We start from the raw sequence: 26,401 nt of genomic DNA, 5'->3' as shown, positions 1-26,401 counted from the left end.
CGTCCTGTAAAACTTGATAGCGAGTGCCTGCAAGAGTCTTTTCCGGTAGCATTCCCACCAGATTGACCCGCCTGGAATCCCCAATGTCCGACCGCCTGACCCTGCTGCGTCCCGACGACTGGCACATTCATCTTCGCGATGGTGCTGCGTTACCCCAAACTGTGGCCGATGTCGCGCGCACGTTCGGCCGCGCCATCATCATGCCTAACCTGGTACCGCCGGTCCGCAATGCCGCCGAAGCCGATGCCTATCGCCAGCGCATCCTCGCTGCACGGCCGGCCGGCAGCCGCTTTGAACCGCTGATGGTGCTCTACCTCACCGACCGTACCCAACCTGACGAGATTCGCCAGGCCAAAGCCAGCGGTTTCGTGCACGCCGCCAAGCTGTACCCGGCAGGTGCGACTACCAACTCCGATTCCGGCGTGACCAGTATCGACAAGATCCTGCCAGCCATCGAAGCCATGGCCGAAGTCGGCATGCCGTTGCTGATCCACGGTGAAGTTACCCGGGGTGATGTTGACGTCTTCGATCGCGAGAAGATCTTCATCGACGAACACATGCGCCGGGTGGTCGAGTTGTTCCCGACCCTCAAGGTGGTGTTCGAACACATCACCACGGCCGATGCCGTGCAGTTCGTCACCGAGGCTTCGGCCAACGTCGGCGCAACCATCACCGCGCATCACCTGCTCTATAACCGCAACCACATGCTGGTGGGCGGGATTCGGCCGCACTTCTACTGTCTGCCGATCCTCAAGCGCAACACCCACCAAGTGGCCTTGCTGGATGCGGCGACCAGCGGCAATCCGAAGTTCTTCCTCGGCACCGACTCCGCGCCCCACGCCCAACACGCGAAGGAAGCTGCCTGCGGCTGTGCCGGCTGCTACACCGCTTATGCGGCGATCGAGTTGTACGCCGAAGCGTTCGAACAGCGTAACGCCCTGGACAAGCTCGAAGGTTTCGCCAGCCTCAATGGCCCGCGCTTCTACGGACTGCCGGCGAATACCGACCGCATTACCCTGGTTCGTGAAGACTGGACCGCCCCTACCAGCCTGCCGTTTGGCGAGCTGACTGTCATCCCGCTGCGCGCCGGTGAAACACTGCGCTGGCGCCTGCTGGAGGAAAACAAGTGAGTGAAGACCATTTCGACGACGAACACGAGCACAGTGGTGGTGGCTCCCGTCACCCGATGGCCGAGCGGTTTCGCGGCTATCTGCCCGTTGTCATCGACGTAGAAACCGGTGGTTTCAACAGCGCCACCGACGCACTGCTGGAAATCGCCGCCACCACCATCGGCATGGATGAGCAGGGCTTCGTGTACCCGGAGCACACTCACTTCTTCCGTGTCGAGCCCTTCGAAGGTGCCAACATCGAAGCGGCTGCCCTGGAATTCACCGGGATCAAGCTCGATCACCCCCTGCGCATGGCAGTGAGTGAAGAAGCGGCACTCACCGATATCTTCCGTGGCGTGCGCAAGGCGCTGAAAGCCAATGGCTGCAAACGCGCGATCCTGGTCGGGCACAACAGCAGCTTCGACCTGGGCTTCCTGAACGCTGCCGTGGCACGGCTGGACATGAAACGCAACCCGTTTCATCCGTTCTCCAGCTTCGACACCGCCACCCTCGCCGGCCTGGCTTATGGCCAGACAGTGTTGGCAAAGGCCTGCCAGGCAGCCGGTATCGACTTTGACGGTCGTGAGGCACACTCGGCGCGCTACGACACCGAGAAGACGGCCGAGCTGTTCTGCGGCATCGTCAATCGCTGGAAGCAGATGGGCGGCTGGGAAGATTTCGGCGACTAACAGCGCTTTTGTAGTGAGCGGGGCAAGCCCGCTCACTACAGCCATTTCCCGCGCATAAAAAAACCGGCCTTCTCAGGCCGGTTTTTTTGTACCTCGAACTTGGCTTACAGCTTGCCAGCGTTCTCGGTCAGGTAAGCCGCAACGCCTTCTGGCGAAGCGTTCATGCCTTTGTCGCCTTTTTTCCAGTTGGCTGGGCAAACTTCGCCGTGCTCTTCGTGGAACTGCAGGGCGTCAACCAGGCGGATCAGCTCTTCCATGTTACGGCCCAGCGGCAGGTCGTTGATGATCTGCGAGCGCACAACGCCCTTGTCGTCGATCAGGAACGCGCCACGGAAAGCCACGCCGCCTTCGGACTCAACGTCGTAGGCCTTGGCGATGTCGTGTTTCATGTCGGCAGCCATGGTGTATTTGACTTTGCCGATGCCGCCATCGTTGATGGCAGTGTTACGCCAGGCGTTGTGGGTGAAATGGGAGTCGATGGAAACGGCTACCACTTCAACGTTGCGCGCCTTGAAATCGTCCATGCGGTGGTCCAGAGCGATCAGCTCCGACGGGCAGACGAAGGTGAAGTCCAGCGGGTAGAAGAACACCAGGCCGTATTTGCCTTTGATGGCTTCGGACAGTTTGAAGCTGTCTACGATTTCACCATTGCCGAGGACGGCAGGTACGTCGAAATCCGGGGCTTGTTTGCCGACGAGTACGCTCATTGGGTATCTCCTGATGTAGGGGTGACGATTGAAGTAAAAGGACTGTTCCCAAGCCTGCCGCTTTCAAGCGACAACCCTGTGACACAGTCACGCTTCGTGAAGATCGACCATCATACACTGAAAAAACCGTTCGTCAGTGCGGGCGCGGTGCCAGTCAATAGCCTATGAATCTACTTTGACAATCATTCTCGTTAACATTAAGATCCACCGCACTTAAGCCTTAAACCCGCGATGGTTCTCCCTTATGTATGTCTGCCTCTGCACTGGCGTCACCGACGGACAAATCCGCGAAGCAATCTACGAAGGTTGCTGCAGCTACAAGGAAGTACGCGAAACCACCGGCGTTGCCAGCCAGTGCGGAAAATGTGCTTGCCTCGCCAAGCAAGTGGTACGGGAAACCCTGACGCAGTTGCAGACAGCCCAGGCCGCGCTCCCCTACTCAGCAGAATTTACACACGCTTAAATGGGTGTGTTTTAAAGAACCGGACTTAATGTCCGGTTTTTTATGCCCGTAATTCAATTAGTTAGCGCCAAGACGCGGAACACAAACATTCTTATTCCGATTAATTTTCATTTATTATTCAATAACTTAGGTTTGACACTAGAGATTACGCCGCTCAAACTCTGCCTTATACACAGCTATTACAGGGCAGGACCCCAGTCATGAAAGGCGACATCTCAGTCATCCAGCAACTCAACAAAATCCTTGCCAATGAACTGGTCGCGATCAATCAGTACTTTCTGCATGCACGCATGTATGACGATTGGGGCCTGGAAAAGCTGGGCAAGCGTGAATACAAAGAATCCATCAAGGCCATGAAGGACGCCGACGCGCTGATCAAGCGCATCCTGTTCCTGGAAGGCCTGCCGAACGTACAGGACCTGGGCAAGCTGAACATCGGCGAACACACCCAGGAAATGATCAGCAGCGACCTGAAGTTCGAACACAAGAGCCACAGCGACCTCAAGGCCGCCATCGCTCACTGCGAAACCAAGGGCGATTTCGGCAGCCGCGAACTGCTGGAAGACATCCTGGAAGACCAGGAAGAACACATTGACTGGCTGGAAACCCAACTGGGTCTGATCGACAAAGTCAGCCTGGAAAACTACCTGCAATCGCAGATGGGCGAAGAATAAGCCCTCAGCATGCCGGTATAAAAAAGCCCCGCTCTCTTTCGAGTAGCGGGGCTTTTTATTGCAGGCGAATCAAGCGTCAGTCTTGGCTGCCGCATTTGCCGCCGCTTCTTTGATCAGCGCTTGCAGCGAACCATCAGCCGCCATCTCAACGATGATGTCACTGCCGCCGACCAGTTCACCAGCCACCCACAGTTGTGGGAAGGTTGGCCAGTTGGCGTACTTCGGCAGGTTGGCGCGGATTTCAGGGTTTTGCAGGATATCCACGTAAGCGAATTTCTCGCCACACGCCATGACGGCCTGGGAAGCCTTCGCGGAGAAACCGCACTGAGGAGCGTTTGGCGCGCCCTTCATGTAAAGCAGAATGGTGTTGTTGGCAATCTGCTCTTTGATCGTTTCGATGATATCCATGGAACACCTCGGCTGGAACTTTGCGACTCACAGGTCGGCACGGTGGCGCATTGTAACGCAAAATTCCAGCACAGTGCTCAGGCGGCTGCGACCTGTACAGGAACGCCATTGAGCGCAGCGTTGCCCGATAATTCGTCCAACTGCCGCTCATCGGTCAAGTCATTCGCACTGGCTCCCGGCTGCCCGCTGGCGATGGTCATCTGCACGCCTGGACGACCATGCCCCCAGCCATGGGGCAGGCTGACCACGCCAGGCATCATGTCCAGACTGGCGAGCACCTCCACCTCGATCATGCCGATGCGTGAGCTGACGCGCACCCGCTGGCCATCACTCAGGTGGCGTCGGGCCAAATCTTCGGGGTGCATCAATAGTTGATGGCGTGGCTTGCCTTTCACCAGTCGGTGATAGTTATGCATCCAGGAATTATTGCTGCGTACATGCCGGCGGCCGATCAGCAGCAACTCATCGGCCATGGGTACCGGCTGCGCCGCGAAGCGCGCAAGATCCGCCAGGATCACAGCGGGCGCCGCCTGCACCTGACCATTGGTCGTCTTCAAGCGTGCAGCCAGATTGGGCTTGAGCGGCCCCAAGTCCACGCCATGGGGATGCTCCGCCAACATCGCCACCGACAGTTTGTGATCGGAAGCATCGCCATATACGCCAGCGCGCAACCCGAAATCGATCATCTGCGCAGGCGCCATCGTCGGCTTGAGCACCACGCCCGTCTGCGTAGCAAACGCCTGAGCCAGGCCGACGAAGATCTCCCAATCATGCAGCGCGCCTTCAGGCTTGGGCAGGATCGCGCGATTGAAGCGGCTGATGTTGCGCACGGCGAACATATTGAAGGTGGTGTCGTAGTGATCGTTTTCCAGCGCCGAGGTGGACGGCAGGATCAGGTCGGCATAGCGCGTGGTTTCGTTGATATAGAGGTCGATGCTGACCATGAACTCCAGGCCATCCAGGGCTTGCTCCAGTTGGCGACCGTTGGGTGTCGACAGCACCGGGTTACCCGCCACCGTCACCAACGCTCGGATCTGTCCTTCGCCACCCGTGAGCATTTCTTCAGCCAGCGCTGATACGGGCAACTCTCCACCGTACTCTGGGCGCCCAGAAACCCGGCTCTGCCAACGGTTGAAATGCCCACCACCGGTTGACGCCACCAAGTCCACCGCCGGCGTGGTGCACAACGCACCGCCGACACGGTCCAGATTGCCGGTGACCAGGTTGATCAACTGCACCAGCCAATGGCAAAGCGTTCCAAAGGCCTGGGTCGAGACGCCCATTCGCCCATAACATACGGCCTTGTCAGCGGCAGCAAAATCCCGCGCCAACTGGCGAATCTGCTCGGCAGGCACCGCACATTGGCGGCTCATGCTGTCGACAGTAAACCCGGCGATGGCTTGTCGTACCTCCTCTAACCCTTCAATCGGCAAATGGCTGGCGCGGGTCAGGTTCTCGGTAAACAGCGTGTTGAGTACCCCGAATAACAGCGCCGCATCCCCGCCCGGGCGCACGAACAGATGTTGATCGGCCATAGCCGCCGTCTCGCTGCGCCGAGGGTCGACGACCACCACTTTACCCCCCCGGGCCTGGATGGCTTTAAGGCGCTTCTCCACATCCGGCACAGTCATGATGCTGCCGTTGGACGCCAACGGATTGCCACCGAGAATCAGCATGAAGTCGGTGTGATCGATATCCGGGATCGGTAACAGCAGGCCATGACCGTACATGAGGTGGCTGGTGAGGTGATGGGGCAGTTGATCCACCGAGGTCGCGGAGAACCGATTGCGCGTCTTGAGCAGGCCAAGGAAGTAATTGCTGTGGGTCATCAACCCATAGTTGTGCACGCTTGGGTTGCCCTGGTACACCGCCACCGCATTCTGCCCGTGCCGTGCCTGGATACCTGACAGCCGCTCGGCTACCAGCGCAAAGGCGTCTTCCCACGCAATCGGCTGCCATTCGCTGCCCACCCGCAACATCGGCTGGTGCAGGCGGTCCGGATCATTCTGGATATCTTGCAGCGCCACCGCCTTGGGGCAAATGTGCCCGCGACTGAAGGTGTCCTGCGGGTCCCCCTTGATCGAGGTGATCGCCAGGCTACCGTCGTCGGACTGGGTGGTTTCCAGGGTCAGGCCGCAGATGGCCTCACACAGATGGCAGGCACGGTGGTGGAGAGTCTTGGTCATGGCCAGTCTCTTTATAAGGGCTTTGGCCAGACTATGGACCCGGCCCTACCGAGTCGCCAGCACCGTTCGCCGCATGAATCGAGGGTTATCAGGCCAAGCCATGTGTCTAAGCATGAGCAAATGTTTCAGAAGCTTCCCACGCAGTCTCTGAAACCGACGCAGCCTGGCCTGGGCCCGCCGCCGCGCATTGCAAAAGGCTGCGAGGCCAGTGTACAAATGAGCCGCTGCTGCCAGGAAACTGTCTTCAAAAGCGCTATCGCGCCCTTCTTGAACACCCCTAAAAACGTAGCCCTATTGGTAAGACGCGACATTTAATGTCAATATCGCGCCTTCCCCTATTTCGTCGCCCCGTGCGGCTTTCGCCGCAGGTCTCGCCCGTTGTCACAATAAACAAGGCTTTGAGTATCTGCGGTCTGTTGCAAAAAGGTAGTTAATGATGAGCGCAAGGCACTTTCTCTCCCTGATGGATTGCACGCCCGAAGAGCTGGTCAGCGTGATCCGTCGAGGCATTGAGCTTAAAGACCTGCGTAACCGCGGCGTACTGTTCGAGCCTTTGAAAAACCGCGTGCTCGGGATGATTTTCGAAAAGTCCTCGACCCGCACCCGCTTGTCCTTCGAGGCCGGCATGATCCAGTTGGGCGGCCAGGCCATCTTCCTGTCGCCGCGTGACACCCAACTGGGACGCGGCGAGCCCATCAGCGATTGCGCCATCGTCATGTCGCGCATGCTCGATGCGGTGATGATCCGTACCTTCGCCCACAGCACCTTGACCGAATTTTCTGCCAACTCCCGTGTACCGGTGATCAACGGCCTGTCCGATGACCTGCATCCGTGCCAGTTGCTGGCTGACATGCAAACCTTCCTCGAGCATCGCGGCGCGATCCAGGGCAAGACCGTGGCCTGGATCGGCGATGGCAACAACATGTGCAACAGCTATATAGAAGCGGCGATCCAGTTCGACTTCCAGCTGCGCATCGCTTGCCCGGAAGGCTATGAGCCTGATGCGCGCTTCCTGGCACAGGCTGGTGATCGCGTCACCATCGTGCGCGACCCGCGTGATGCGGTAGTCGGGGCACACCTGGTGAGCACCGACGTCTGGACCTCCATGGGCCAGGAAGACGAAACCGCCAAGCGCCTGGCCTTGTTCGCGCCGTTCCAGGTCACCCGTGCACTGCTCGACCTGGCCGCGCCGGACGTACTGTTCATGCACTGCCTGCCCGCACATCGTGGCGAAGAAATCAGCCTCGACTTGCTGGACGACCCACGCTCGGTCGCCTGGGACCAGGCCGAAAACCGTCTGCACGCGCAAAAGGCCTTGCTTGAATTCCTGGTCGAGCCGGCGTACCACCACGCATGAGCCATCCACTCCTGCTGAACCTGCGCAATCTGGCATGCGGCTATCAAGATCAAAGGGTGGTGCAGAACCTGAACCTGCACCTCAACGCAGGCGACATCGGTTGTTTGCTCGGCTCCTCAGGCTGTGGCAAAACCACCACCCTGCGAGCCATTGCCGGTTTTGAACCCGTGCACGAAGGTGAAATCAGCCTGGCCGGCGAGGTCATCTCCAGCGCAGGGTTCACCCTGGCACCAGAGAAACGTCGGATCGGCATGGTGTTCCAGGACTACGCGCTGTTTCCTCACCTGAGCGTGGCCGACAACATTGCCTTCGGCATTCGCAAGCACCCGCAAAAAGACCGCGTGGTCGCTGAACTACTTGAACTGGTCAACCTGAAAAACCTGGGCAAGCGCTTCCCTCACGAGCTTTCCGGCGGCCAGCAACAACGTGTCGCCCTCGCCCGCGCCCTGGCGCCGGAGCCGCAACTGTTGCTGCTGGATGAACCCTTCTCCAACCTCGACGGTGAACTGCGGCGCAAGCTCAGCCATGAGGTGCGTGACATCCTCAAGGCTCGCGGCACCAGTGCGATCCTGGTCACCCATGATCAGGAAGAAGCCTTCGCCGTGAGTGATCAGGTGGGGGTTTTCAAAGAGGGCCGGCTTGAACAGTGGGACACTCCCTACAACCTCTATCACGAACCGCAGACACCTTATGTGGCCAGCTTCATCGGCCAGGGTTATTTCATTCGTGGTCAATTGAGCTCGCCGGAATCGGTCAGCACCGAACTGGGTGACCTGCGCGGTAATCGCGCCTACACCTGGCCAACCGGTGGCGCGGTGGACGTGTTGCTGCGCCCGGACGACATCGTCTACGCACCGGACAGCACCTTGAAAGCGCGGATTGTCGGCAAGACCTTCCTTGGCGCGTCAACCTTGTACCGCTTGCAACTACCGACAGGTGCTCAGTTGGAGTCGATTTTCCCCAGCCATGCCGATCATCAGGTGGGGGCGGATGTGGGGATTCGTGTCGCCGCCGAACACCTGGTGCTGTTCCAGGCGTCAGGCAGTACCGCCGCACACATTCCTCATGTCGAATCAGGCGTACGACGTTTCGCAGTGGGCAACTGACAAAACCGTGTCTAAATGTGGGAGGGGGCTTGCCCCCGATGGCGGTGGGTCAGTCAACAGATGCTGTGGCTGACACTCTGCTATCGAGGGCAAGCCCCCTCCCACATGTTGATTCTCATACAGCTCAAAGTGGATTCATACCCGGCCAATTTCCGCAAACTTGGCCTGGGTATGCTCAGCCAGCACCACAGCCGGTAGCTCAACCTCCAGCCCCCTCCTCCCTGCACTGACAAAAATTGTCGCAAACGGCTGCGCCGTCACATCGATGAACGTGCGCAAGCGCTTTTTCTGGCCCAATGGGCTGATCCCGCCCAGCAAGTAACCCGTGGCACGTTGCGCCGCTGCCGGGTCGGCCATCTCGACTTTTTTCACCCCCGCCGCGTGGGCCAAGGCTTTTAAATCCAGACTTCCGACGACCGGCACCACCGCCACCAGCAATTCACCTTTCTCGCTGCTGGCCAGCAATGTCTTGAACACCCGGGCCGGGTCGAGCGCCAATTTTTCCGCGGCCTCCAAGCCATACGACGCCGCCTTGGGGTCATGTTCATAACTGTGGATGCGATGTTCGGCGCGAACTTTTTTCAACAGGTCCAATGCGGGGGTCATGTGGGCTCCAGGCAGGGCAAACTGATGGCCAATTCTAGGCCAAGCCCGCACAAAACGCTCTAGTGCGCCCCTTGAATAGCCGTCACGCAGCGCACCGAGCGTGATCATTCACCAGACCAATAGTTCGAAAATGACCAATGGTTCACTTTCGACCTTTGACAGCCGTCATTCTTGTCTATATTTTTTCGTTTCCGAATACTGTAGGAAATGAACCTACAGCGCTCGAGCAGTAAGCCGTAGGTAAGGATGGGGATCTTCATCACGGTGAAAATCGACGCTCGCCCGTTGCGACGAGACAACAGACAACAACAAAAACAGAGGTTTTCCATGACAACTGCTCTTCAACAGCCTTCACTCTCGAGCCAATGCATGGCCGAGTTCCTGGGGACTGCACTTCTGATTTTCTTCGGTACCGGTTGTGTGGCTGCGCTCAAGGTCGCGGGGGCCAGCTTTGGGTTGTGGGAAATCAGTATCATCTGGGGGGTCGGCGTGAGCATGGCGATCTACCTGAGCGCCGGTATTTCCGGGGCCCATCTCAACCCGGCAGTCAGTATCGCCCTGTGTATTTTTGCCGACTTCGAAAAGCGCAAACTGCCCTTCTACATCCTTTCCCAGATTGCCGGTGCGTTCTGCTCCGCGGCGCTGGTGTATACGCTCTACAGCAACCTGTTTTTCGATTACGAACAAACGCACCACATGGTTCGCGGCTCCCAGGCCAGCCTGGAGCTGGCGTCGGTATTCTCCACCTACCCCCATGCGTTGCTGAGCACTGCCCAGGCATTCCTGGTGGAGATGGTCATCACTGCCATCCTGATGGGTGTGATCATGGCCCTCACCGACGATAACAACGGCTTGCCGCGCGGCCCGTTGGCGCCTCTGCTGATCGGCCTGCTGATCGCCGTGATTGGTAGTGCCATGGGCCCGCTGACCGGCTTTGCGATGAACCCGGCGCGTGACTTTGGCCCCAAGCTGATGACCTTTTTCGCCGGTTGGGGTGAAATGGCCTTTACAGGCGGCCGCGATATTCCTTACTTCCTGGTGCCGGTTTTCGCGCCGATCGTCGGCGCATGCCTCGGCGCTGCGGCTTATCGCGGGCTGATTGCCCGCCATTTGCCGAGCGCGGCACTCACTGTTCCTGAAACAACTGACACGGCTGTCAACGGCAAGACGCATATTTCCTGATAGCGCCAGCCTGGCGCCCACTGCCCTTTTCACGGCCCAGGCTGATTACTTATTTCCTCATTTCCGTCCAAGGCAATCGACATGACCGACATTCAGAATAAGAACTACATCATTGCCCTTGATCAGGGCACCACCAGTTCGCGGGCGATCATTTTTGATCGGGACGCCAACGTGGTCTGCACCGCCCAGCGTGAATTCGCTCAGCATTACCCACAAGCCGGCTGGGTCGAGCATGACCCGATGGAAATCTTCGCCACCCAGAGCGCCGTGATGGTCGAGGCCCTGGCCCAAGCCGGGCTGCACCATGACCAGGTGGCAGCCATCGGCATCACCAACCAGCGTGAAACCACGGTGGTGTGGGACAAAATCACCGGCCGCCCGGTCTACAACGCCATCGTCTGGCAGTGCCGCCGCAGCACCGAGATCTGCCAGCAGCTCAAGCGCGACGGTCACGAACAATACATCAGCGACACCACCGGCCTGGTCACCGACCCGTACTTCTCCGGCACCAAGCTCAAGTGGATCCTCGACAACGTCGAAGGCAGCCGCGAGCGCGCCCGCAACGGCGAGCTGCTGTTCGGTACCGTCGACAGCTGGTTGATCTGGAAATTTACCGGTGGCAAGACCCACGTTACCGACTACACCAACGCCTCGCGCACCATGCTCTTCAACATCCACACCCTGGAGTGGGATGCGAAGATGCTGGAGATCCTCGATATCCCGCGTGAGATGTTGCCGGAAGTTAAGTCGTCGTCCGAAATCTACGGCCGCACCAAAAGCGGCATTGCCATCGGCGGTATCGCCGGTGACCAGCAGGCCGCCCTGTTCGGCCAGATGTGTGTCGAAGCCGGCCAAGCCAAGAACACCTACGGCACCGGCTGCTTCCTGCTGATGAACACCGGCGACAAAGCCGTGAAATCCAAGCACGGCATGCTCACCACCATCGCTTGCGGTCCACGTGGCGAAGTGGCCTACGCCCTGGAAGGCGCCGTGTTCAACGGCGGCTCCACCGTGCAATGGCTGCGTGATGAGCTGAAGATCATCAACGACGCCCACGACACCGAATACTTCGCCGGCAAGGTCAAGGACAGCAACGGCGTGTACCTGGTGCCAGCCTTCACCGGCCTGGGCGCGCCGTATTGGGACCCCTACGCCCGTGGCGCGTTGTTCGGCCTGACCCGTGGCGTACGTGTGGATCACATTATCCGTGCGGCCCTGGAGTCGATTGCCTACCAGACTCGCGACGTTCTCGACGCCATGCAGCAGGACTCGGGCGAACGCCTCAAGGCTCTGCGCGTAGACGGCGGCGCCGTGGCCAACAACTTCCTGATGCAGTTCCAGGCCGACATCCTTGGCACTCAGGTCGAGCGCCCGCAAATGCGCGAAACCACAGCCCTCGGTGCGGCTTACCTGGCAGGCCTGGCCTGTGGCTTCTGGGGCAGCCTGGACGAACTGCGCGGCAAAGCAGTGATCGAGCGCGAATTCGAACCTCAGCTCGATGAAGCCGCCAAAGAGAAGCTGTACGCCGGCTGGCAAAAAGCGGTCAGCCGCACCCGCGACTGGGAGCCCCACGAAGGCGCTGAATAAGCCAACGTCCGGTTGTAACTGGCGGGGAGCCGCTTGCTGCGTCATCATGGGCCACTTTTGTATGGCAGCCCAAAGGACGCCCCATGAATCTGCCTCCCCGCCAACAACAAATCCTCGAACTGGTCCGCGAACGCGGCTACGTGAGTATCGAGGAAATGGCGCAGCTGTTCGTTGTCACCCCGCAAACCATCCGCCGCGATATCAACCAGTTGGCGGACGCCAACCTGCTGCGTCGCTACCACGGCGGCGCGGCCTATGACTCCAGTGTCGAGAACACCGCGTACGCCATGCGTGCCGACCAGATGCGCGATGAAAAACAACGCATCGGCGAAGCCATCGCCGCGCAAATTCCCGATCATGCCTCGCTGTTCATCAATATCGGTACGACCACTGAGTCCATCGCCCGGGCGCTGCTCAATCACAACCATCTGAAAATCATCACCAACAACCTCAACGTCGCCACCATGCTCAGTGCCAAGGACGACTTCGATGTGTTGCTGACCGGAGGCAATGTGCGTCGGGATGGCGGTGTGGTGGGCCAGGCCAGTGTCGACTTCATTAATCAGTTCAAGGTCGACTTTGCCTTGGTGGGCATCAGCGGCATTGACGAAGACGGCAGCCTGTTGGATTTCGACTATCAGGAAGTGCGGGTTTCCCAGGCGATCATTGCCAATGCGCGCCAAGTGATCCTGGCGGCGGACTCCAGCAAATTCGGACGCAATGCCATGATTCGCCTGGGCCCGATCAGCCTGGTGGATTGTTTGGTGACCGATCAGCAACCGGTGCCGGCGCTGATGCAGTTGCTGAACCAACACAAGGTTCGACTGGAAGTCGTCTAGCGCCTGCTCTGACGCTATCGCGGGCAAGCCCGGCTCCCACAGTTTGGAATGCGATCAACTGTGGGAGCCGGGCTTGCCCGCGATAACGATCGAACAGGCACTCCATTACTCGTAATTGTTCACAATTCTTCCTTTTTCCGCCCTTCGATGAGTTTTTTCAATCGAAGTTGGGTGGCTGCGCGTGCGTTTATCAGCTACCATTTTCGCAAATGAACATTAATGTTCGAATTCCAAGACGAAAAGATTGCGAGGCCAGCCGATGAACCCTTCCACCTTGCCTGCTCCACCGCTTGCCGAAGTCTATGACGTTGCCGTAATTGGTGGCGGGATCAATGGCGTTGGCATTGCAGCAGACGCAGCCGGGCGTGGGTTGTCGGTATTTCTTTGCGAAAAGGACGACCTGGCCAGCCACACGTCTTCTGCCAGCAGCAAGCTGATCCACGGCGGCCTGCGCTACTTGGAACATTACGAATTCCGCCTGGTGCGCGAAGCCCTGGCCGAACGCGAAGTGCTGTTGGCCAAAGCCCCACATATCGTCAAGCAGATGCGTTTCGTATTGCCGCACCGCCCGCACCTGCGCCCGGCATGGATGATTCGCGCCGGTCTGTTCCTGTACGACCACCTGGGCAAGCGCGAGAAGCTCGCGGGCTCCAAAAGCCTCAAGTTTGGCCCTGACAGCCCGCTGAAAAGCGAAATCACCAAAGGCTTCGAGTATTCCGACTGCTGGGTCGATGACGCCCGCCTCGTCGTACTCAATGCCATGGCCGCCCGGGAGAAAGGCGCGCATATCCACACGCAAACCCGTTGCGTCAGCGCACACCGCAGCAACGGCATGTGGGAAATGAATATGGAGCGCGCCGATGGCAGCCTGTTCTCGATCCGCGCCCGTGCCCTGGTGAATGCCGCCGGCCCGTGGGTCGCCAAGTTCATCAAGGACGACCTCAAGCTCGATTCGCCTTATGGCATCCGCCTGATCCAGGGCAGCCACCTGATCGTGCCGAGACTGTACGAAGGAGCCCACGCACACATCCTGCAGAACGAAGACCAGCGTATTGTCTTCACCATTCCGTACCTGAATCACCTGACTATCATCGGCACCACCGACCGTGAATACACCGGCGACCCGGCTGCAGTTGCGATCACTGAAGGTGAAACCGACTACATGCTCAAAGTGGTCAACGCCCACTTCAAGAAGCAACTGAGCCGCGACGATATCGTCCACACCTATTCCGGTGTTCGCCCGCTGTGCAACGACGAATCGGATAACCCATCGGCCATTACCCGTGACTACACCCTGGCGCTGTCTGGCGGTAACGGTGAAGCGCCAATCCTGTCGGTGTTCGGCGGCAAGCTGACCACCTACCGCAAGCTGGCTGAATCGGCGATGGCGCAACTGGCGCCGTTCTTCACCCAGATGCGCCCAAGCTGGACCGCCACGGCCAGCCTGCCCGGCGGCGAAAACATGACCACGCCGCAAGCCCTGGCTGACGCCATTCGCAGCAAATACGACTGGGTGCCGAGTGAAATCGCCCAACGCTGGGCCACCACTTACGGCAGCCGCACCTGGCGCCTGTTGGAAGGCGTGCAATCGCTGGCTGACCTAGGCGACCACCTGGGGGGTGGCCTGTACACCCGCGAAGTCGATTACCTGTGCGCCGAAGAATGGGCGACACAACCGCAGGATGTACTGTGGCGCCGCACCAAGCTGGGTCTGTTCACTACGCCGCAAGAACAGGAGAACGTGCAGCGTTACCTGTCCAAGGTTGAGCAGAATCGGGGCAAGATCGAAGCGGCCTGACCGCCAGCCCCAAAAAAAGCCCCTGCACCTTAAGGTCCAGGGGCTTTTTTATATCCGCGCTGTCATTCGGTTTTCCGAACGCCGCCCACCACACCATTCGGTTTGCCGGACCACACGCTGGAATTTTTGTCGTCACACAATATTAATAATCATACAAATCATACAGTTAACCTTTTATTTCGGGTATGGCACGACTCATGCTCTACACTCCCTGACGATTGCCTGAGACGCCTCAGGAGCCGTTACGGGCATTCGCTGTACAAGAGAGCCGTTTAGCCGGCTTCATAAAAAAAACAAATGTCGAGGAAGTATTGATGCGCATCGTTCCCCATATCCTGGGCGCAGCTATCGCTGCTGCTCTGATCAGCACTCCAGTTTTCGCCGCCGAACTCACCGGCACGCTGAAGAAGATCAACGACTCCGGCACCATCACTCTCGCGCACCGCGACAGCTCCATTCCGTTTTCCTACATTGCGGATGGTTCGGGCAAACCTGTGGGCTACTCCCACGACGTTCAGTTGGCTGTAGTTGAAGCCCTGAAAAAAGACCTGAACAAGCCCGACCTCAAGGTCAAGTACAACCTGGTCACCTCGCAAACCCGTATCCCGCTGATCCAGAACGGCACCGCGGATCTTGAGTGCGGCTCAACCACCAACAACGCCGAACGCGCCCAGCAAGTTGATTTCACCGTCAACATCTTCGAAATCGGCACTCGCCTGCTGGTCAAGAAAGACAAGGATGGCAAGCCCTCCTACGCCGACTTTGCCGACCTGAAAGGCAAGAACGTCGTGACCACCGCCGGCACCACGTCCGAGCGCATCATCAAGGCGATGAACGCCGACAAGCAGATGGGCATGAACGTCATCTCCGCCAAAGACCACGGCGAATCCTTCCAGATGCTGGAAAGCGGCCGTGCCGTTGCCTTCATGATGGACGACGCCCTGCTGGCCGGCGAAGAAGCCAAGGCCAAGAAGCCGGATGACTGGGTCATCACCGGCACTCCACAGTCCTTCGAAGCCTATGCCTGCATGGTTCGCAAAGACGATCCAGCGTTCAAGAAGGCTGTCGATGACGCCATCGTTGGCCTGTACAAGTCTGGCGAGATCAACAAGATCTACAGCAAGTGGTTCGAAAGCCCGATCCCACCGAAAGGCCTGAACCTGAACTTCCCGATGAGCGACAAGGTGAAGGAGCTGATTGCCAACCCAAGCGACAAGCCAGCGCCTGACGTAAAAATCTGATACCTGACTAAGCTTATTCCTGAGGGAGCCAACTCTCCCTCAGGCTTCTGTTACTACCTGCTGGCTTTAATTTGGAACACTCGACCTGGCGGTTTTCGAGCCGATCGCGTGTGCCTGGCGTTCACCGTCAGGCGGGAAAGGATCTTCCCCAAGCGGGTGCTTGTACATCGATCGATCTCGAGGGGAGACCCTAATGAATTACAACTGGGACTGGGGCGTGTTCTTCAAGTCCACCGGCGTTGGCAGCGAGACTTATCTCGACTGGTACATCGCCGGCTTGGGCTGGACCATCGCCATCGCTGTCGTGGCATGGATTATCGCCTTGTTGCTTGGCTCCATTCTGGGCGTCATGCGCACCGTGCCAAACCGCATCGTATCGGGCATCGCGACCTGCTACGTGGAACTGTTTCGTAACGTGCCGCTGCTGGTTCAGCTGTTCATCTGGTACTTCCTGATACCCGACATGCTGCCGCAGAACCTGCAGGACTGGTACAAACAAGACCTGAACCCGACCACCTCGGCCTACCTGAGCGTGGTGGTGTGCCTGGGCCTGTTCACAGCCGCTCGTGTGTGTGAACAAGTGCGTACCGGCATCCAGGCGCTGCCACGTGGCCAAGAGTCTGCCGCACGCGCCATGGGTTTCAAGCTGCCGCAGATCTACTGGAACGTGCTGCTGCCCCAGGCTTATCGGATCATCATTCCGCCGCTTACCTCGGAATTCCTCAACGTGTTCAAGAACTCCTCCGTGGCGTCCTTGATCGGCCTGATGGAACTGCTGGCGCAAACCAAACAGACCGCCGAGTTCTCGGCCAACCTGTTTGAAGCCTTCACCCTGGCCACCCTGATCTACTTCACCCTGAACATGAGCCTGATGTTGCTGATGCGCCTGGTCGAGAAGAAAGTCGCCGTGCCCGGCCTGATCTCCGTGGGGGGTAAATAATGGACTTCGATTTCAGCGGCATCATCCCCGCCATCCCTGGCCTGTGGAACGGCATGGTCATGACCTTGCAGTTGATGGTCATGGGCGTGGTCGGCGGCATCGCGCTGGGTACGGTCCTGGCGCTGATGCGCCTGTCGTCCAGCAAACTGCTGTCGCGCGTGGCCGGCGCCTATGTGAACTACTTCCGCTCGATCCCACTGCTGTTGGTGATCACCTGGTTCTACCTGGCGGTGCCGTTCGTGCTGCGCTGGATCACCGGCGAAGACACCCCGATCGGTGCGTTCACCTCCTGCGTCGTGGCCTTCATGATGTTCGAAGCCGCGTACTTCTGTGAAATCGTGCGGGCCGGCGTGCAGTCGATCCCCAAGGGCCAGATGGGCGCAGCACAAGCGATGGGCATGACCTACGGCCAGACCATGCGCCTGATCATCCTGCCCCAGGCGTTCCGCAAGATGACCCCGTTGCTGTTGCAACAGTCGATCATCCTGTTCCAGGACACCTCGCTGGTCTACACCGTGGGCCTGGTGGACTTCCTCAACTCCGCCCGCTCCAACGGCGACATCATCGGCCGCTCCAATGAGTTCCTGATCTTCGCCGGTGTCGTCTACTTCATCATCAGCTTTTCCGCCTCGCTGCTGGTCAAGCGTCTGCAAAAAAGGTTTGCCGTATGATCTCTATCAAGAACATCAACAAGTGGTATGGCGACTTCCAGGTGCTGACCGATTGCAGCACCGAGGTTAAAAAAGGCGAAGTGATCGTGGTGTGCGGCCCATCGGGCTCGGGCAAATCCACCCTGATCAAGTGCGTCAACGCATTGGAACCGTTCCAGAAGGGCGACATCGTGGTCGATGGCACGTCCATCGCCGACCCGAAGACCAACCTGCCGAAACTGCGCTCGCGCGTGGGCATGGTGTTCCAGCACTTCGAGCTGTTCCCGCACCTGACCATCACCGAAAACCTGACCATCGCGCAGATCAAGGTGCTCGGCCGCAGCAAGGAAGAAGCCACCAAGAAGGGCCTGCAACTGCTCGACCGCGTAGGCCTGTCGGCACACGCCCACAAGCATCCGGGCCAACTGTCCGGCGGTCAGCAACAACGGGTAGCGATTGCCCGCGCCCTGGCCATGGACCCGATCGTCATGCTGTTCGACGAACCGACCTCTGCGCTGGACCCGGAAATGGTCAACGAAGTGCTGGACGTAATGGTGCAACTGGCCCACGAAGGCATGACCATGATGTGCGTGACCCACGAAATGGGCTTCGCCCGCAAAGTGGCCGACCGTGTGATCTTCATGGACGCCGGCAAGATCATCGAAGACTGCCCGAAAGAAGAGTTCTTCGGCGACATCAGCGCCCGCTCCGAACGCGCGCAGCACTTCCTTGAGAAAATCCTGCAGCACTAAGCATTACATAGCGCCAACTGTGGAAACCGGACCAATGTGGGAGGGGGCTTGCCCCCGATAGCGGTGGATCAGCGATAGATATACCGACTGACATACTGCAATCGGGGGCAAGCCCCCTCCCACACTGGACCGCACAGGCTGACAGCTCTGGTTGACCCAAGGCATCTGTGATGAAATGCGACCCCAACCAATTTCGCGCCGCACCGCCATCACTTGCCGTGAAGCCACGTCTGATCCGCCAACTGTTCCTGCCGCCGTTGATCATCGCCCTGATGATCGGCTTGGGTTACATCGGCTTCTGGATCAGTGAGTACTATGGCATCCGCACCCTCAGCGACAATGGCGAGCGCCAATTGGAACTGCACGCCCGCACCGTCGAAAGCGAACTGAGCAAATACACCTACCTGCCTAGCCTCCTGGAATTGGAGTCCAGCGTTTCACAGCTGCTGGCCGACCCGACCCAGGAAACCCGGAAAACCGTCAACGATTACCTCGAAGGCCTGAACCGACGCAGTCGCAGTCGGGCCATCTACGTGATGGACACCACCGGCCGCGTGCTGGCCACCAGTAACTGGCGCGACGCCGACAGTTATCAGGGTGAAGACCTGTCCTTCCGAGCCTATTTCCAGAATGCCGTACGGGGCCAGCCCGGCCGTTTCTATGGCATTGGCAGCACCAACGGCGAACCCGGCTACTACCTGGCCCATGGCCTGGAAGAACACGGCAAGATCATCGGCGTGGCGGTGGTCAAAGTGCGCCTCGAAGCCCTGGAAGAACGCTGGCAACGCGCACGCCTTGAAGCCTTTGTCAGCGATGAGAACGGCATCATCATTCTGTCCAGCGACCCGGCGCGCCGCCTCAAGGCCGTGCGCCCATTGAGTGATGACACCAAGGAACGCCTGGCCCACAGCCTGCAATATTACTGGGCGACGTTGAACGAGCTGGAGCCTTTGGCCCGCGAACGCATCAACGAAGGCAGTGAAAAACTCACCTTCCCGGCCAACAGCGAATTGGTCGCCGACGAGAAGGAAGTCACCTTCCTAGCCCAGACACGTCCGCTCAATGACACACCGTGGAATTTCACCTTGCTGACGCCACTCAATGACTTGCGTCGCGCGGCGATCAATCAAGGCATCCTGGTGGCCGTCGCCTTTGGCTTGGTGGCCTTCCTGCTGATCGCCTGGAACGAGCGGCGCAAGGTCATCGCCACCCGCCTCGCTGCTCGCGAAGCCTTGCAGGAAGCCAACAGCCAACTGGAACGGCGGATTGCCGAGCGCACGGCCGATCTGCGTGCCAGCAATGAACGTCTCAAGGGCCAGATCCGCGAACGACGCCAGGCCGAAGAAACCCTGCGCCGCGCCCAGGATGAGCTGGTTCAAGCGGGCAAACTGGCGGCCATCGGCCAGATGTCCACCAGCATCGCCCATGAACTGAACCAGCCGCTGGCGGCACTGCGCACGCTGTCGGGTAACACCGTGCGCTTCCTTGAACGCGGTGCCCTCGATACCGCCAGCGCCAACCTCAAGACCATTAACGATTTGATCGACCGCATGGGCCGTATCACCGCCAGCCTGCGCTCGTTCGCCCGACGCGGTGACGACCAGGGTGAAGCCAACCTTGGCAAAGCCGTGGACGCTGCACTCCAGGTCTTAAGCGCACGCCTGGACGGCCTGCCCATGACCCTGCATCGAGACTTCACCCATGCCCAATTGCAGATCGACCAGACGCGTTTGGAGCAGATCCTGGTCAATTTGATCGGCAACGCCCTCGACGCCATGCAGGCACAAGCGGCGCCCGAACTGTGGCTGGACGGCCACAGCGCCGATGGCAAATACCGCCTGCGAGTGCGCGACAACGGTCATGGCATCGACCCGGAAGCGCGCAAGCATTTATTCGAACCGTTCTTCACCACCAAACCCGGCGAGCAAGGCCTGGGCCTGGGCCTGACCCTTTCCGCCAGCCTCGCGGCGGCCACCGGCGGCAACCTCGCTGTGGAGCACCCGGCCAGTGGTGGTACTGCCTTTGTCCTGTGCCTGCCGTTGGCAGGCGCTCAACCAGCTGAGTCGACATGAATACTGATCCTAAAGACCTCACCGTCCTGATCGTCGAGGACGACCCCCATGTGCTGCTCGGCTGCCAGCAAGCCCTGGCGCTGGAAGATATACCCAGCGTGGGTGTGGGCAGTGCCGAAGAAGCGCTCAAGCACATCGGCGAGAATTTTGCCGGCATTGTGATCAGCGATATTCGCTTGCCAGGCATCGACGGCCTGGAGCTGCTGACCCGCCTCAAGGCCCTGGATAAAAGCCTGCCGGTGGTGCTGATCACCGGCCATGGTGATATCTCCATGGCGGTTGGCGCCATGCGCAACGGCGCCTATGACTTCATGGAGAAACCCTTCTCCCCCGAGCGTCTGGTTGACGTGGCGCGTCGTGCCTTGGAGCAACGCGGACTGGCCCGAGAAGTGTGGTCGCTGCGCCGCCAATTGGCCGAACGCGACTCCCTGGAGGGCCGTATCATCGGCCGCTCCCCCGCCATGCAGAACCTGCGCGAATTGATCGCCAACATCGCCGACACCTCGGCCAACGTGCTGATCGAGGGCGAAACCGGTACCGGCAAGGAATTGGTCGCGCGCTGCCTGCATGATTTCAGCCGCCGTCATTCCCATCAGTTCGTCGCGCTGAACTGCGGTGGCCTGCCGGAAAACCTGTTCGAAAGCGAGATTTTCGGCCACGAAGCCAACGCCTTCACCGGGGCCGGTAAACGCCGCATTGGCAAGATCGAACATGCCCATGACGGCACGCTGTTTCTCGATGAAGTGGAAAGCATGCCGATCAACCTGCAGATCAAATTGCTGCGGGTGTTGCAGGAACGCACCCTGGAACGCCTGGGTTCGAACCAAAGCGTGGCGGTGGATTGCCGGGTCATCGCCGCCACCAAATCCGACCTCGACGAGCTGAGCCGTGCCGGTCAATTCCGCAGCGACCTGTACTATCGCCTCAACGTGGTCACCCTGGAGCTACCGCCGCTGCGCGAGCGTCGCGAAGATATCCTGCAACTGTTCGAACACTTCCTGCAGCAGTCGTCCCTGCGATTCGACCGCACCGCGCCGGAGCTGGATAACCAGACCCTGTCGAGCCTGATGAGCCACGACTGGCCCGGTAACGTGCGCGAGTTGCGCAACGTCGCCGAACGTTTTGCCCTCGGCCTGCCCGCCTTCAAGAAAAGCGGCACCAGCAGCGGCAGCCAGGGACTGGCCTTCACCGAAGCGGTGGAAGCCTTCGAACGCAACTTGCTCAACGATGCCTTGCAACGCAGCGGCGGCAACCTGACCCAGGCCAGCCAGGAACTGGGAATGGCCAAGACCACGCTGTTCGACAAGGTCAAGAAATACGGGTTGAGCCACTGATGGATCTGCTATTGAAAGCCGCCTTGGGCGCGGCGGTCGTGTTGATTCTGGCCGCACTGGCCAAGACCAGGAACTATTACATCGCAGGCTTGGTGCCACTGTTTCCGACCTTTGCCTTGATCGCCCACTACATTGTGGGTAAAGGCCGGTCGGTGGACGACTTGAAGACCACGATCCTGTTCGGGATGTGGTCGATCATTCCGTATTTCGTGTATTTGGCGACGCTGTACGTGATGGTCGACCGCATGCGCCTGGAAGCATCACTCGCCGTAGCGGCAGTGGCGTGGTTGATGGCGGCGACGGTGTTGGTGAGCGTGTGGGTACGCGTGCACGCCTGACACACCTCGGTCAAAAAATGTGGGAGCTGGCTTGCCTGCTCCCACATTGAGTTCAGTGATGAGGCTGTTGAATCAGCGGATGATCTTTTCTACCTGAATGCCCAGCTTCTTCAAGCGATACCAGAAGCTCCTCTCGGAAATCCCGATCTTCGCCGCCGCCGCAGCCTGCACGCCGTTACTCTCATTCAACGCGGCCAGAATATAGGTTTTCTCGACCTCGGCCAGCGCAGCGTCCAGGTCCGCAGGCACGCCCGGTGTGTCACCCAGCAGTGCAGTAACGTTGCCCTCGGCGGGTTTGGAAGCAAACAAATAAGCCGGCAAGTCGATATCTTCAATCACCGGCTTGGCCGCCACGATGGTCGCCCGCTCCACGCAGTTTTGCAGCTCACGGATATTGCCCGGCCAGTTGTACGCCGCCATGGCCTGTAACGCTTCCGGGCTGAAGCCCGTGATGCGTTTGCCAGCGGTAGCGCTCAGGGTCTGGGCGAAGTGCCGGGCCAGGGGCACGATGTCTTCGGCACGTTCACGCAGGGCCGGCAGTGGAATCGGGAACACGTTGAGGCGGTAATACAGGTCTTCGCGGAATTCTTTATTGGCCACTGCATCCAGCAGGTTCTTGTTGGTGGCGGCGATCACCCGCACGTCGACCTTGCGCTCGCGTGGATCACCCACCGGCTCGATCACCCGCTCCTGCAACGCACGCAAGATCTTGGCCTGCAGCGACAGGGGCATGTCGCCCACTTCGTCGAGGAACAGCGTGCCCTTGTCCGCCTGCATGAAGCGCCCGACACGATCACTGACGGCACCGGTGAAAGCGCCCTTGCGGTGGCCAAACATCTCGCTTTCCAGCAAGCCTTCGGGGATCGCCGCGCAATTGACCGCCACGAAGGGTTTATCGGCGCGGCTACCATGCTTGTGGATGGCGCGGGCGACCATTTCCTTGCCGGTGCCGCTTTCGCCGGTGAGCAGGATAGTTGCATTGCTATCGCGGACCGAGTCGATCGCGTGCAGCACCTGGCGAAAGGCCGGGCTGTCGCCCACCAGACTGTCGAATTGCGCATGGTGATCGAGTTCGGCGCGCAGGCGCGCGTTGTCACGCAGGATGTCGCGAAACTGCAAGGCCTTGGCCACAGTGATGTCCAGCTCGTCGATGTCGAACGGCTTAGCGATGTAGTCATAGGCGCCGTTACGCATCGACTGCACGGCGTTTTTCACGGTGCTGTAGGCCGTCATCACGATCACCGGCAACTCCGGGAAACGCACCTTGATCTCGGCCAGCAGCGCGGGTCCGTCCATGCCCGGCATCCGCCAGTCGCTGATCACCAGGTCGATGTCTTCCTGCTCCAGCACTTTGAGCGCGTGCAGGCCGTTGCTCGCGGTGAACACCTGGATGCCATTCTGGCTCAAGGCAGACGACAACAAGTCACACAGCTTAGGCTCGTCGTCGACTACCAACACGTTATGCGTCATGACCTTCCTCATCCTCACCGTCGTCTTCACCCTGAGCCGGAATGTACAGGCTGAAGGTGGCGCCGGCATCTTGCTCACTGGCACATTCAATGCTGCCGTCGTGACTTTCCATGATCGAATAGACTTTAGCCAGCCCCAGGCCCGTGCCCGAGGCCTTGGTGGTGACGAATGGCGTGAAGATACGCTCAATCATATCCGCCGGGATGCCCTGGCCGGTGTCGGCGATGCTGATCACCGTGTAGCCGTCTTTGCTGGCGATGCCCAACGTAAGGCGCCCGCCTTCAGGCATCGCATCAATGGCGTTGAGAATCAGGTTGAGGCACGCCTGCTTGAGCTGTTTGGCATCGGCATAGAGGGTTGCGCCGGGGGCCTGGTCGTCGATTTGCGCATCAATGTTGTGGGTGGTCAATTCCGGGCCGCAGAAGCCGAGGATTTCCTCTACCACCGGACGTGCGGCCTGTAGCACGCGCAACGGTGGGTTGGGTTTGGCGAAGTCGAGGAACTCGGTGATCAGGTCGTTGATCCGGCTGACTTCGCTGATCACGTATTCCAGGTGGCGCTTGTCGGTCTCCGGCAAGTCGGTGCGGCGGTGCAGTAACTGGGTAGCGGTCTTGATGATGCCCAGCGGGTTACGGATCTCGTGGGCCAGGCCCATGGCGACTTCGCCCAGTGCGTGCAACCGGTCACGACGGCGCAACTGGGCTTCCAGGTGGTGCAACTCGCCCAGGCGCTCGGTCATGTGGTTGAAAGTGCTGCTCAACTGCGCCAGTTCGTCGCCGCCACTCACCAGCACACGGTGTTCATAATGGCCAGAAATCACTGCGTCCACGCCTTGGGACAAGTCCCGCAGCGGCTTGGTCAGCCGGCGTGACACCAACACCCCGGCACCAAGGGACAACGCCGAACTCAGCAGGAAAATCAGTACAAACAGGTTGCTCTGGTTCACCAGCCCCACCAGGCTGGTATGGCGTAGCAGGCCGCTGAAGATCACGCCTTGCAAGTCACCGTTGTCGTTGAAGATCGGCCAATACAAGCCACTGTAATTGTTGGTGAACTGCTCACTCGGCTGCTTGGTGGCACGTATAGCCGTTTCGACACTTTTCGGAATGCGCGACGGGTGATTGTCAAAGCGCTGGGTCGAGAAAATCTCGGAAAAACCAGTAGGGTTGGCCAGGTACAAGCGCAGGTCGAGGGAGTGCACATCCGCCACACTGGTGAGGAAACTGCTGTCCAGGTAGGTCGCCACCAACAGCAGGTAGTCGACCCCCTCTTGCGACGTTCCAAACGTCGAGACCACTAGTCCCGTCGTCACGCCCGCCACCTGCACGGTCTGCAAGACGGCGTTGCTGGTCAGGTTGATCTGCTTGACCACATCGTCGGCCGCCGTGCTGAACACCACTTTTTGATCGCTCACGCGAATCAGCGCAACCACATCAATATCAGTGGCGTCGGCGATGTCGGCGGTGAGCCGATCGTGCTTGGCGGCATGCTTGCTGGAAGGCGGGCTGGTGTAGCGCAGAAACAGTTTGGCCATGCGCGCATTGTCATGAAGGATGTCACCGATCTCGTCCTTGACGATCTTGGTCGACTCTTGCAGCCAGATGCGCACGTTGCTGTCGAAGATCTGCGACAGCGTGGTGGCCGCCAGCTCAGCCGCAATCATGGTGGGAATGACGCTGACCAGCCAGAACGCCAGCACCAGCTTGCGCTGGACGCTCCAGCGCGAAATGGCAAAGGGGCGGGCTTTCTGGCGGTTTTTGGTGATCATCAGGTTTCGCTTATCACAGCAGCCATGGCAGGGTCGGAGCGATCCGGTCGTAGAAACATTTTCGCGAGTTTGAGCAGTTCGTTCACCAGCCGATTACGGTGGCGGAAGAACATGCTGTTGCACTGGAACTCGCACCCCAGGCGCAGCTTGCTGGCGTAACCTTCCTGACCACACTCGTACACTGGAATATGGTGCGCAATGCAATAGTCGACATTGGTCAGCCAACTACGGAAGTAAAGGTTGTACTCACGACTGAACGCAACGTCATGCCCGAAAAACTTGTCGACCAAGCGGTGTTGGTCCAATAGGATCAGGTTGAACGCCACCAGCCGCTCGTCCACCCAGTACAAGACACAGACCGCACGTTCCTCAAGCCGTTCAAGGATGCCAGTGAAGTAACTCGCGGGCAGGCGTTCGAACTGCAAATCCGAGCGATTGAGGGTGTCTTCGTACAGGCGCATGACCTCGGGCAATACGTCATCGATGTTATGCCGCCACTCTACCCGCGGTCCCGGTGCACGCAGTTTGCGGCGCAGGTCCTTGCGGGTCGATTTGCACAGCGACCCCAGGTAGGCGTCCACCGAACCGAAGGGCAGTGTCAGCAGCCCGGACGGCAGGCTCGGCATACTTTGAAAGCCAGCGTCGCGGCAGCTCAACGCCCAGTGCGAATCATTGGTCGGTACATCCTTGACCGCCACCAGGCCGATGCCGAAGGCATTGGCATCCTGTTGCGCGGCCTCCAGCAAATGCTTGAGCAACAACGGGCGCCGCGCCTCGGGCACGGCGCTGGCAACGCCTGCATCACAGCGCTCGGCAACCGGGGAGCCGATGGCATACAACCCCAACTGCAAAACGCCCGGCCACAGTCGCGCCAGGCGCTCGGTGAAGCGCTTACTGCTGCCCGACACCGTGGTGTCGAGCCGATAATGAGTGATGAACGCGGCGGCTACCGCCACCAGCGTTTCATCTTCGTAGACCGCCAGGTAACGCCATTGGAAGTCATCGATGCCCGCATTTTCCACGGCGACGTAATAGTCCCAATCCTCCAGGGCTCCGGGGAAACAGTCGTTCCAGGCACTGCGCTGGATGGCCCGGATGGTCGAGAAGGCTTGGGCGGTGATCACG

The 26,401-nt window shown here is 59.4% G+C and carries 24 protein-coding genes; 17 read left to right on the top strand and 7 right to left on the bottom strand.

The window, feature by feature from the left end:
* Positions 1 to 83 precede the first annotated feature (83 nt).
* Positions 84 to 1,130, top strand: a complete 1,047-nt coding sequence (pyrC, locus tag AC07V4_RS14845) for a dihydroorotase (RefSeq protein WP_492637117.1) — start codon at positions 84 to 86, stop codon at positions 1,128 to 1,130.
* Complete coding sequence (gene rnt, locus AC07V4_RS14840; protein ID WP_492637118.1) at positions 1,127 to 1,798, top strand: ribonuclease T; 672 nt, start codon at positions 1,127 to 1,129, stop codon at positions 1,796 to 1,798. Before pyrC ends, rnt begins: the two co-directional genes overlap by 4 nt.
* A 104-nt stretch (positions 1,799 to 1,902) precedes the next feature.
* Here the strand turns inward: rnt and AC07V4_RS14835 are convergent, their stop codons facing one another.
* Positions 1,903 to 2,505 carry a peroxiredoxin gene (locus AC07V4_RS14835; protein WP_003172097.1) on the bottom strand — a complete coding sequence of 201 codons (603 nt, stop codon included), beginning with the start codon at positions 2,503 to 2,505 and terminating at the stop codon, positions 1,903 to 1,905.
* A 244-nt stretch (positions 2,506 to 2,749) separates the two neighbouring features.
* Between AC07V4_RS14835 and AC07V4_RS14830 the strand changes: the two genes are divergently transcribed.
* Together AC07V4_RS14830 and bfr are read left to right on the top strand one after the other, a co-directional pair.
* Complete coding sequence (locus AC07V4_RS14830; protein ID WP_010564137.1) at positions 2,750 to 2,968, top strand: bacterioferritin-associated ferredoxin; 219 nt, start codon at positions 2,750 to 2,752, stop codon at positions 2,966 to 2,968.
* A 200-nt stretch (positions 2,969 to 3,168) separates the two neighbouring features.
* Positions 3,169 to 3,642, top strand: coding sequence for a bacterioferritin (gene bfr, locus AC07V4_RS14825; protein ID WP_016977953.1), 474 nt, complete (start codon positions 3,169 to 3,171; stop codon positions 3,640 to 3,642).
* 69 nt (positions 3,643 to 3,711) lie between these two features.
* Here bfr and grxD read toward each other — a convergent pair whose 3' ends face one another.
* Positions 3,712 to 4,050 carry a Grx4 family monothiol glutaredoxin gene (grxD, locus tag AC07V4_RS14820; RefSeq protein ID WP_034111962.1) on the bottom strand — a complete coding sequence of 113 codons (339 nt, stop codon included), beginning with the start codon at positions 4,048 to 4,050 and terminating at the stop codon, positions 3,712 to 3,714.
* 77 nt (positions 4,051 to 4,127) lie between these two features.
* A complete protein-coding gene (locus AC07V4_RS14815; protein ID WP_492637119.1) occupies positions 4,128 to 6,236 on the bottom strand; it encodes a molybdopterin oxidoreductase family protein in 2,109 nt (702 codons plus the stop codon).
* Positions 6,237 to 6,672: 436 nt separating this feature from the next.
* Here AC07V4_RS14815 and argF point away from each other — a divergent pair, with 436 nt between their 5' ends.
* Together argF and AC07V4_RS14805 are read left to right on the top strand one after the other, a co-directional pair.
* On the top strand, positions 6,673 to 7,593 hold the full coding sequence (argF, locus tag AC07V4_RS14810) for an ornithine carbamoyltransferase (RefSeq protein ID WP_492637120.1): 921 nt from the start codon (positions 6,673 to 6,675) through the stop codon (positions 7,591 to 7,593).
* Entirely contained in the window at positions 7,590 to 8,699 is a 1,110-nt protein-coding gene (locus tag AC07V4_RS14805; protein WP_492637121.1) for an ABC transporter ATP-binding protein, read from the top strand. The genes argF and AC07V4_RS14805 overlap by 4 nt, the downstream gene beginning before the upstream one ends.
* A 135-nt stretch (positions 8,700 to 8,834) precedes the next feature.
* On the opposite strand, the gene ybaK is transcribed toward AC07V4_RS14805, so the two are convergent.
* Positions 8,835 to 9,305 carry a Cys-tRNA(Pro) deacylase gene (gene ybaK, locus AC07V4_RS14800; protein ID WP_492637122.1) on the bottom strand — a complete coding sequence of 157 codons (471 nt, stop codon included), beginning with the start codon at positions 9,303 to 9,305 and terminating at the stop codon, positions 8,835 to 8,837.
* A 327-nt stretch (positions 9,306 to 9,632) separates the two neighbouring features.
* Here ybaK and AC07V4_RS14795 point away from each other — a divergent pair, with 327 nt between their 5' ends.
* The 11 genes from AC07V4_RS14795 (at position 9,633) to AC07V4_RS14745 (ending at position 22,038) form a co-directional block, all read left to right on the top strand.
* Entirely contained in the window at positions 9,633 to 10,487 is an 855-nt protein-coding gene (locus tag AC07V4_RS14795; protein ID WP_492637123.1) for an MIP/aquaporin family protein, read from the top strand.
* 81 nt (positions 10,488 to 10,568) lie between these two features.
* The gene (gene glpK / locus AC07V4_RS14790; protein ID WP_431750562.1) at positions 10,569 to 12,074 is read left to right on the top strand and encodes a glycerol kinase GlpK; all 1,506 of its coding nucleotides are present in this window, start codon (positions 10,569 to 10,571) and stop codon (positions 12,072 to 12,074) included.
* 83 nt (positions 12,075 to 12,157) lie between these two features.
* On the top strand, positions 12,158 to 12,913 hold the full coding sequence (locus AC07V4_RS14785) for a DeoR/GlpR family transcriptional regulator (RefSeq protein WP_122719723.1): 756 nt from the start codon (positions 12,158 to 12,160) through the stop codon (positions 12,911 to 12,913).
* Positions 12,914 to 13,172: 259 nt separating this feature from the next.
* Positions 13,173 to 14,711: a glycerol-3-phosphate dehydrogenase gene (gene glpD / locus AC07V4_RS14780; protein WP_492637124.1), complete on the top strand. Its 1,539-nt coding sequence runs from the start codon at positions 13,173 to 13,175 to the stop codon at positions 14,709 to 14,711.
* A gap of 314 nt (positions 14,712 to 15,025) precedes the next feature.
* Positions 15,026 to 15,952 (top strand): glutamate/aspartate ABC transporter substrate-binding protein, encoded by a 927-nt coding sequence (locus AC07V4_RS14775; RefSeq protein ID WP_431753605.1) that lies wholly within the window; start codon positions 15,026 to 15,028, stop codon positions 15,950 to 15,952.
* Between the two features lie 193 nt (positions 15,953 to 16,145).
* Entirely contained in the window at positions 16,146 to 16,892 is a 747-nt protein-coding gene (locus AC07V4_RS14770) for an amino acid ABC transporter permease (protein WP_492637125.1), read from the top strand.
* Positions 16,892 to 17,563: an amino acid ABC transporter permease gene (locus tag AC07V4_RS14765; protein ID WP_177006068.1), complete on the top strand. Its 672-nt coding sequence runs from the start codon at positions 16,892 to 16,894 to the stop codon at positions 17,561 to 17,563. The genes AC07V4_RS14770 and AC07V4_RS14765 overlap by 1 nt, the downstream gene beginning before the upstream one ends.
* A complete protein-coding gene (locus AC07V4_RS14760) occupies positions 17,560 to 18,294 on the top strand; it encodes an amino acid ABC transporter ATP-binding protein (RefSeq protein ID WP_003188952.1) in 735 nt (244 codons plus the stop codon). The genes AC07V4_RS14765 and AC07V4_RS14760 overlap by 4 nt, the downstream gene beginning before the upstream one ends.
* Before the next feature lie 170 nt (positions 18,295 to 18,464).
* Positions 18,465 to 20,366, top strand: a complete 1,902-nt coding sequence (aauS, locus tag AC07V4_RS14755; protein WP_492637126.1) for a two-component sensor histidine kinase AauS — start codon at positions 18,465 to 18,467, stop codon at positions 20,364 to 20,366.
* Positions 20,363 to 21,700 carry a two-component response regulator AauR gene (aauR, locus tag AC07V4_RS14750; protein ID WP_492637127.1) on the top strand — a complete coding sequence of 446 codons (1,338 nt, stop codon included), beginning with the start codon at positions 20,363 to 20,365 and terminating at the stop codon, positions 21,698 to 21,700. The genes aauS and aauR overlap by 4 nt, the downstream gene beginning before the upstream one ends.
* Positions 21,700 to 22,038 carry a GlpM family protein gene (locus tag AC07V4_RS14745; protein WP_033896402.1) on the top strand — a complete coding sequence of 113 codons (339 nt, stop codon included), beginning with the start codon at positions 21,700 to 21,702 and terminating at the stop codon, positions 22,036 to 22,038. The genes aauR and AC07V4_RS14745 overlap by 1 nt, the downstream gene beginning before the upstream one ends.
* Before the next feature lie 72 nt (positions 22,039 to 22,110).
* Here the strand turns inward: AC07V4_RS14745 and AC07V4_RS14740 are convergent, their stop codons facing one another.
* The 3 genes from AC07V4_RS14740 to AC07V4_RS14730 are packed head-to-tail and all read right to left on the bottom strand — an operon-like array spanning position 22,111 to position 26,400.
* Positions 22,111 to 23,508 (bottom strand): sigma-54-dependent transcriptional regulator, encoded by a 1,398-nt coding sequence (locus AC07V4_RS14740; protein ID WP_492637128.1) that lies wholly within the window; start codon positions 23,506 to 23,508, stop codon positions 22,111 to 22,113.
* The gene (locus AC07V4_RS14735) at positions 23,498 to 25,276 is read right to left on the bottom strand and encodes a sensor histidine kinase (protein ID WP_492637129.1); all 1,779 of its coding nucleotides are present in this window, start codon (positions 25,274 to 25,276) and stop codon (positions 23,498 to 23,500) included. Before AC07V4_RS14735 ends, AC07V4_RS14740 begins: the two co-directional genes overlap by 11 nt.
* A complete protein-coding gene (locus AC07V4_RS14730) occupies positions 25,276 to 26,400 on the bottom strand; it encodes a GNAT family N-acetyltransferase (protein ID WP_492637130.1) in 1,125 nt (374 codons plus the stop codon). The genes AC07V4_RS14735 and AC07V4_RS14730 overlap by 1 nt, the downstream gene beginning before the upstream one ends.
* Between the last annotated feature and the right edge of the window lies 1 nt (position 26,401).

The organism is Pseudomonas sp. GW821-FHT03A09 (genome assembly GCF_059421065.1).
Note: the sequence above shows the minus strand (reverse complement) of the source record. Positions and strands in the feature narration are given on the sequence as shown.

Bases quoted from the DNA above. Each gene is read 5' to 3' on its own strand.
- pyrC (WP_492637117.1), top strand. From the start codon at position 84: ATGTCCGACCGCCTGACCCTGCTGCGTCCCGACGACTGGCACATTCAT.
- AC07V4_RS14835 (WP_003172097.1), bottom strand. From the start codon at position 2,505: ATGAGCGTACTCGTCGGCAAACAAGCCCCGGATTTCGACGTACCTGCC.
- AC07V4_RS14830 (WP_010564137.1), top strand. From the start codon at position 2,750: ATGTATGTCTGCCTCTGCACTGGCGTCACCGACGGACAAATCCGCGAA.
- bfr (WP_016977953.1), top strand. From the start codon at position 3,169: ATGAAAGGCGACATCTCAGTCATCCAGCAACTCAACAAAATCCTTGCC.
- grxD (WP_034111962.1), bottom strand. From the start codon at position 4,050: ATGGATATCATCGAAACGATCAAAGAGCAGATTGCCAACAACACCATT.
- AC07V4_RS14815 (WP_492637119.1), bottom strand. From the start codon at position 6,236: ATGACCAAGACTCTCCACCACCGTGCCTGCCATCTGTGTGAGGCCATC.
- argF (WP_492637120.1), top strand. From the start codon at position 6,673: ATGAGCGCAAGGCACTTTCTCTCCCTGATGGATTGCACGCCCGAAGAG.
- AC07V4_RS14805 (WP_492637121.1), top strand. From the start codon at position 7,590: ATGAGCCATCCACTCCTGCTGAACCTGCGCAATCTGGCATGCGGCTAT.
- ybaK (WP_492637122.1), bottom strand. From the start codon at position 9,305: ATGACCCCCGCATTGGACCTGTTGAAAAAAGTTCGCGCCGAACATCGC.
- AC07V4_RS14795 (WP_492637123.1), top strand. From the start codon at position 9,633: ATGACAACTGCTCTTCAACAGCCTTCACTCTCGAGCCAATGCATGGCC.
- glpK (WP_431750562.1), top strand. From the start codon at position 10,569: ATGACCGACATTCAGAATAAGAACTACATCATTGCCCTTGATCAGGGC.
- AC07V4_RS14785 (WP_122719723.1), top strand. From the start codon at position 12,158: ATGAATCTGCCTCCCCGCCAACAACAAATCCTCGAACTGGTCCGCGAA.
- glpD (WP_492637124.1), top strand. From the start codon at position 13,173: ATGAACCCTTCCACCTTGCCTGCTCCACCGCTTGCCGAAGTCTATGAC.
- AC07V4_RS14775 (WP_431753605.1), top strand. From the start codon at position 15,026: ATGCGCATCGTTCCCCATATCCTGGGCGCAGCTATCGCTGCTGCTCTG.
- AC07V4_RS14770 (WP_492637125.1), top strand. From the start codon at position 16,146: ATGAATTACAACTGGGACTGGGGCGTGTTCTTCAAGTCCACCGGCGTT.
- AC07V4_RS14765 (WP_177006068.1), top strand. From the start codon at position 16,892: ATGGACTTCGATTTCAGCGGCATCATCCCCGCCATCCCTGGCCTGTGG.
- AC07V4_RS14760 (WP_003188952.1), top strand. From the start codon at position 17,560: ATGATCTCTATCAAGAACATCAACAAGTGGTATGGCGACTTCCAGGTG.
- aauS (WP_492637126.1), top strand. From the start codon at position 18,465: ATGAAATGCGACCCCAACCAATTTCGCGCCGCACCGCCATCACTTGCC.
- aauR (WP_492637127.1), top strand. From the start codon at position 20,363: ATGAATACTGATCCTAAAGACCTCACCGTCCTGATCGTCGAGGACGAC.
- AC07V4_RS14745 (WP_033896402.1), top strand. From the start codon at position 21,700: ATGGATCTGCTATTGAAAGCCGCCTTGGGCGCGGCGGTCGTGTTGATT.
- AC07V4_RS14740 (WP_492637128.1), bottom strand. From the start codon at position 23,508: ATGACGCATAACGTGTTGGTAGTCGACGACGAGCCTAAGCTGTGTGAC.
- AC07V4_RS14735 (WP_492637129.1), bottom strand. From the start codon at position 25,276: ATGATCACCAAAAACCGCCAGAAAGCCCGCCCCTTTGCCATTTCGCGC.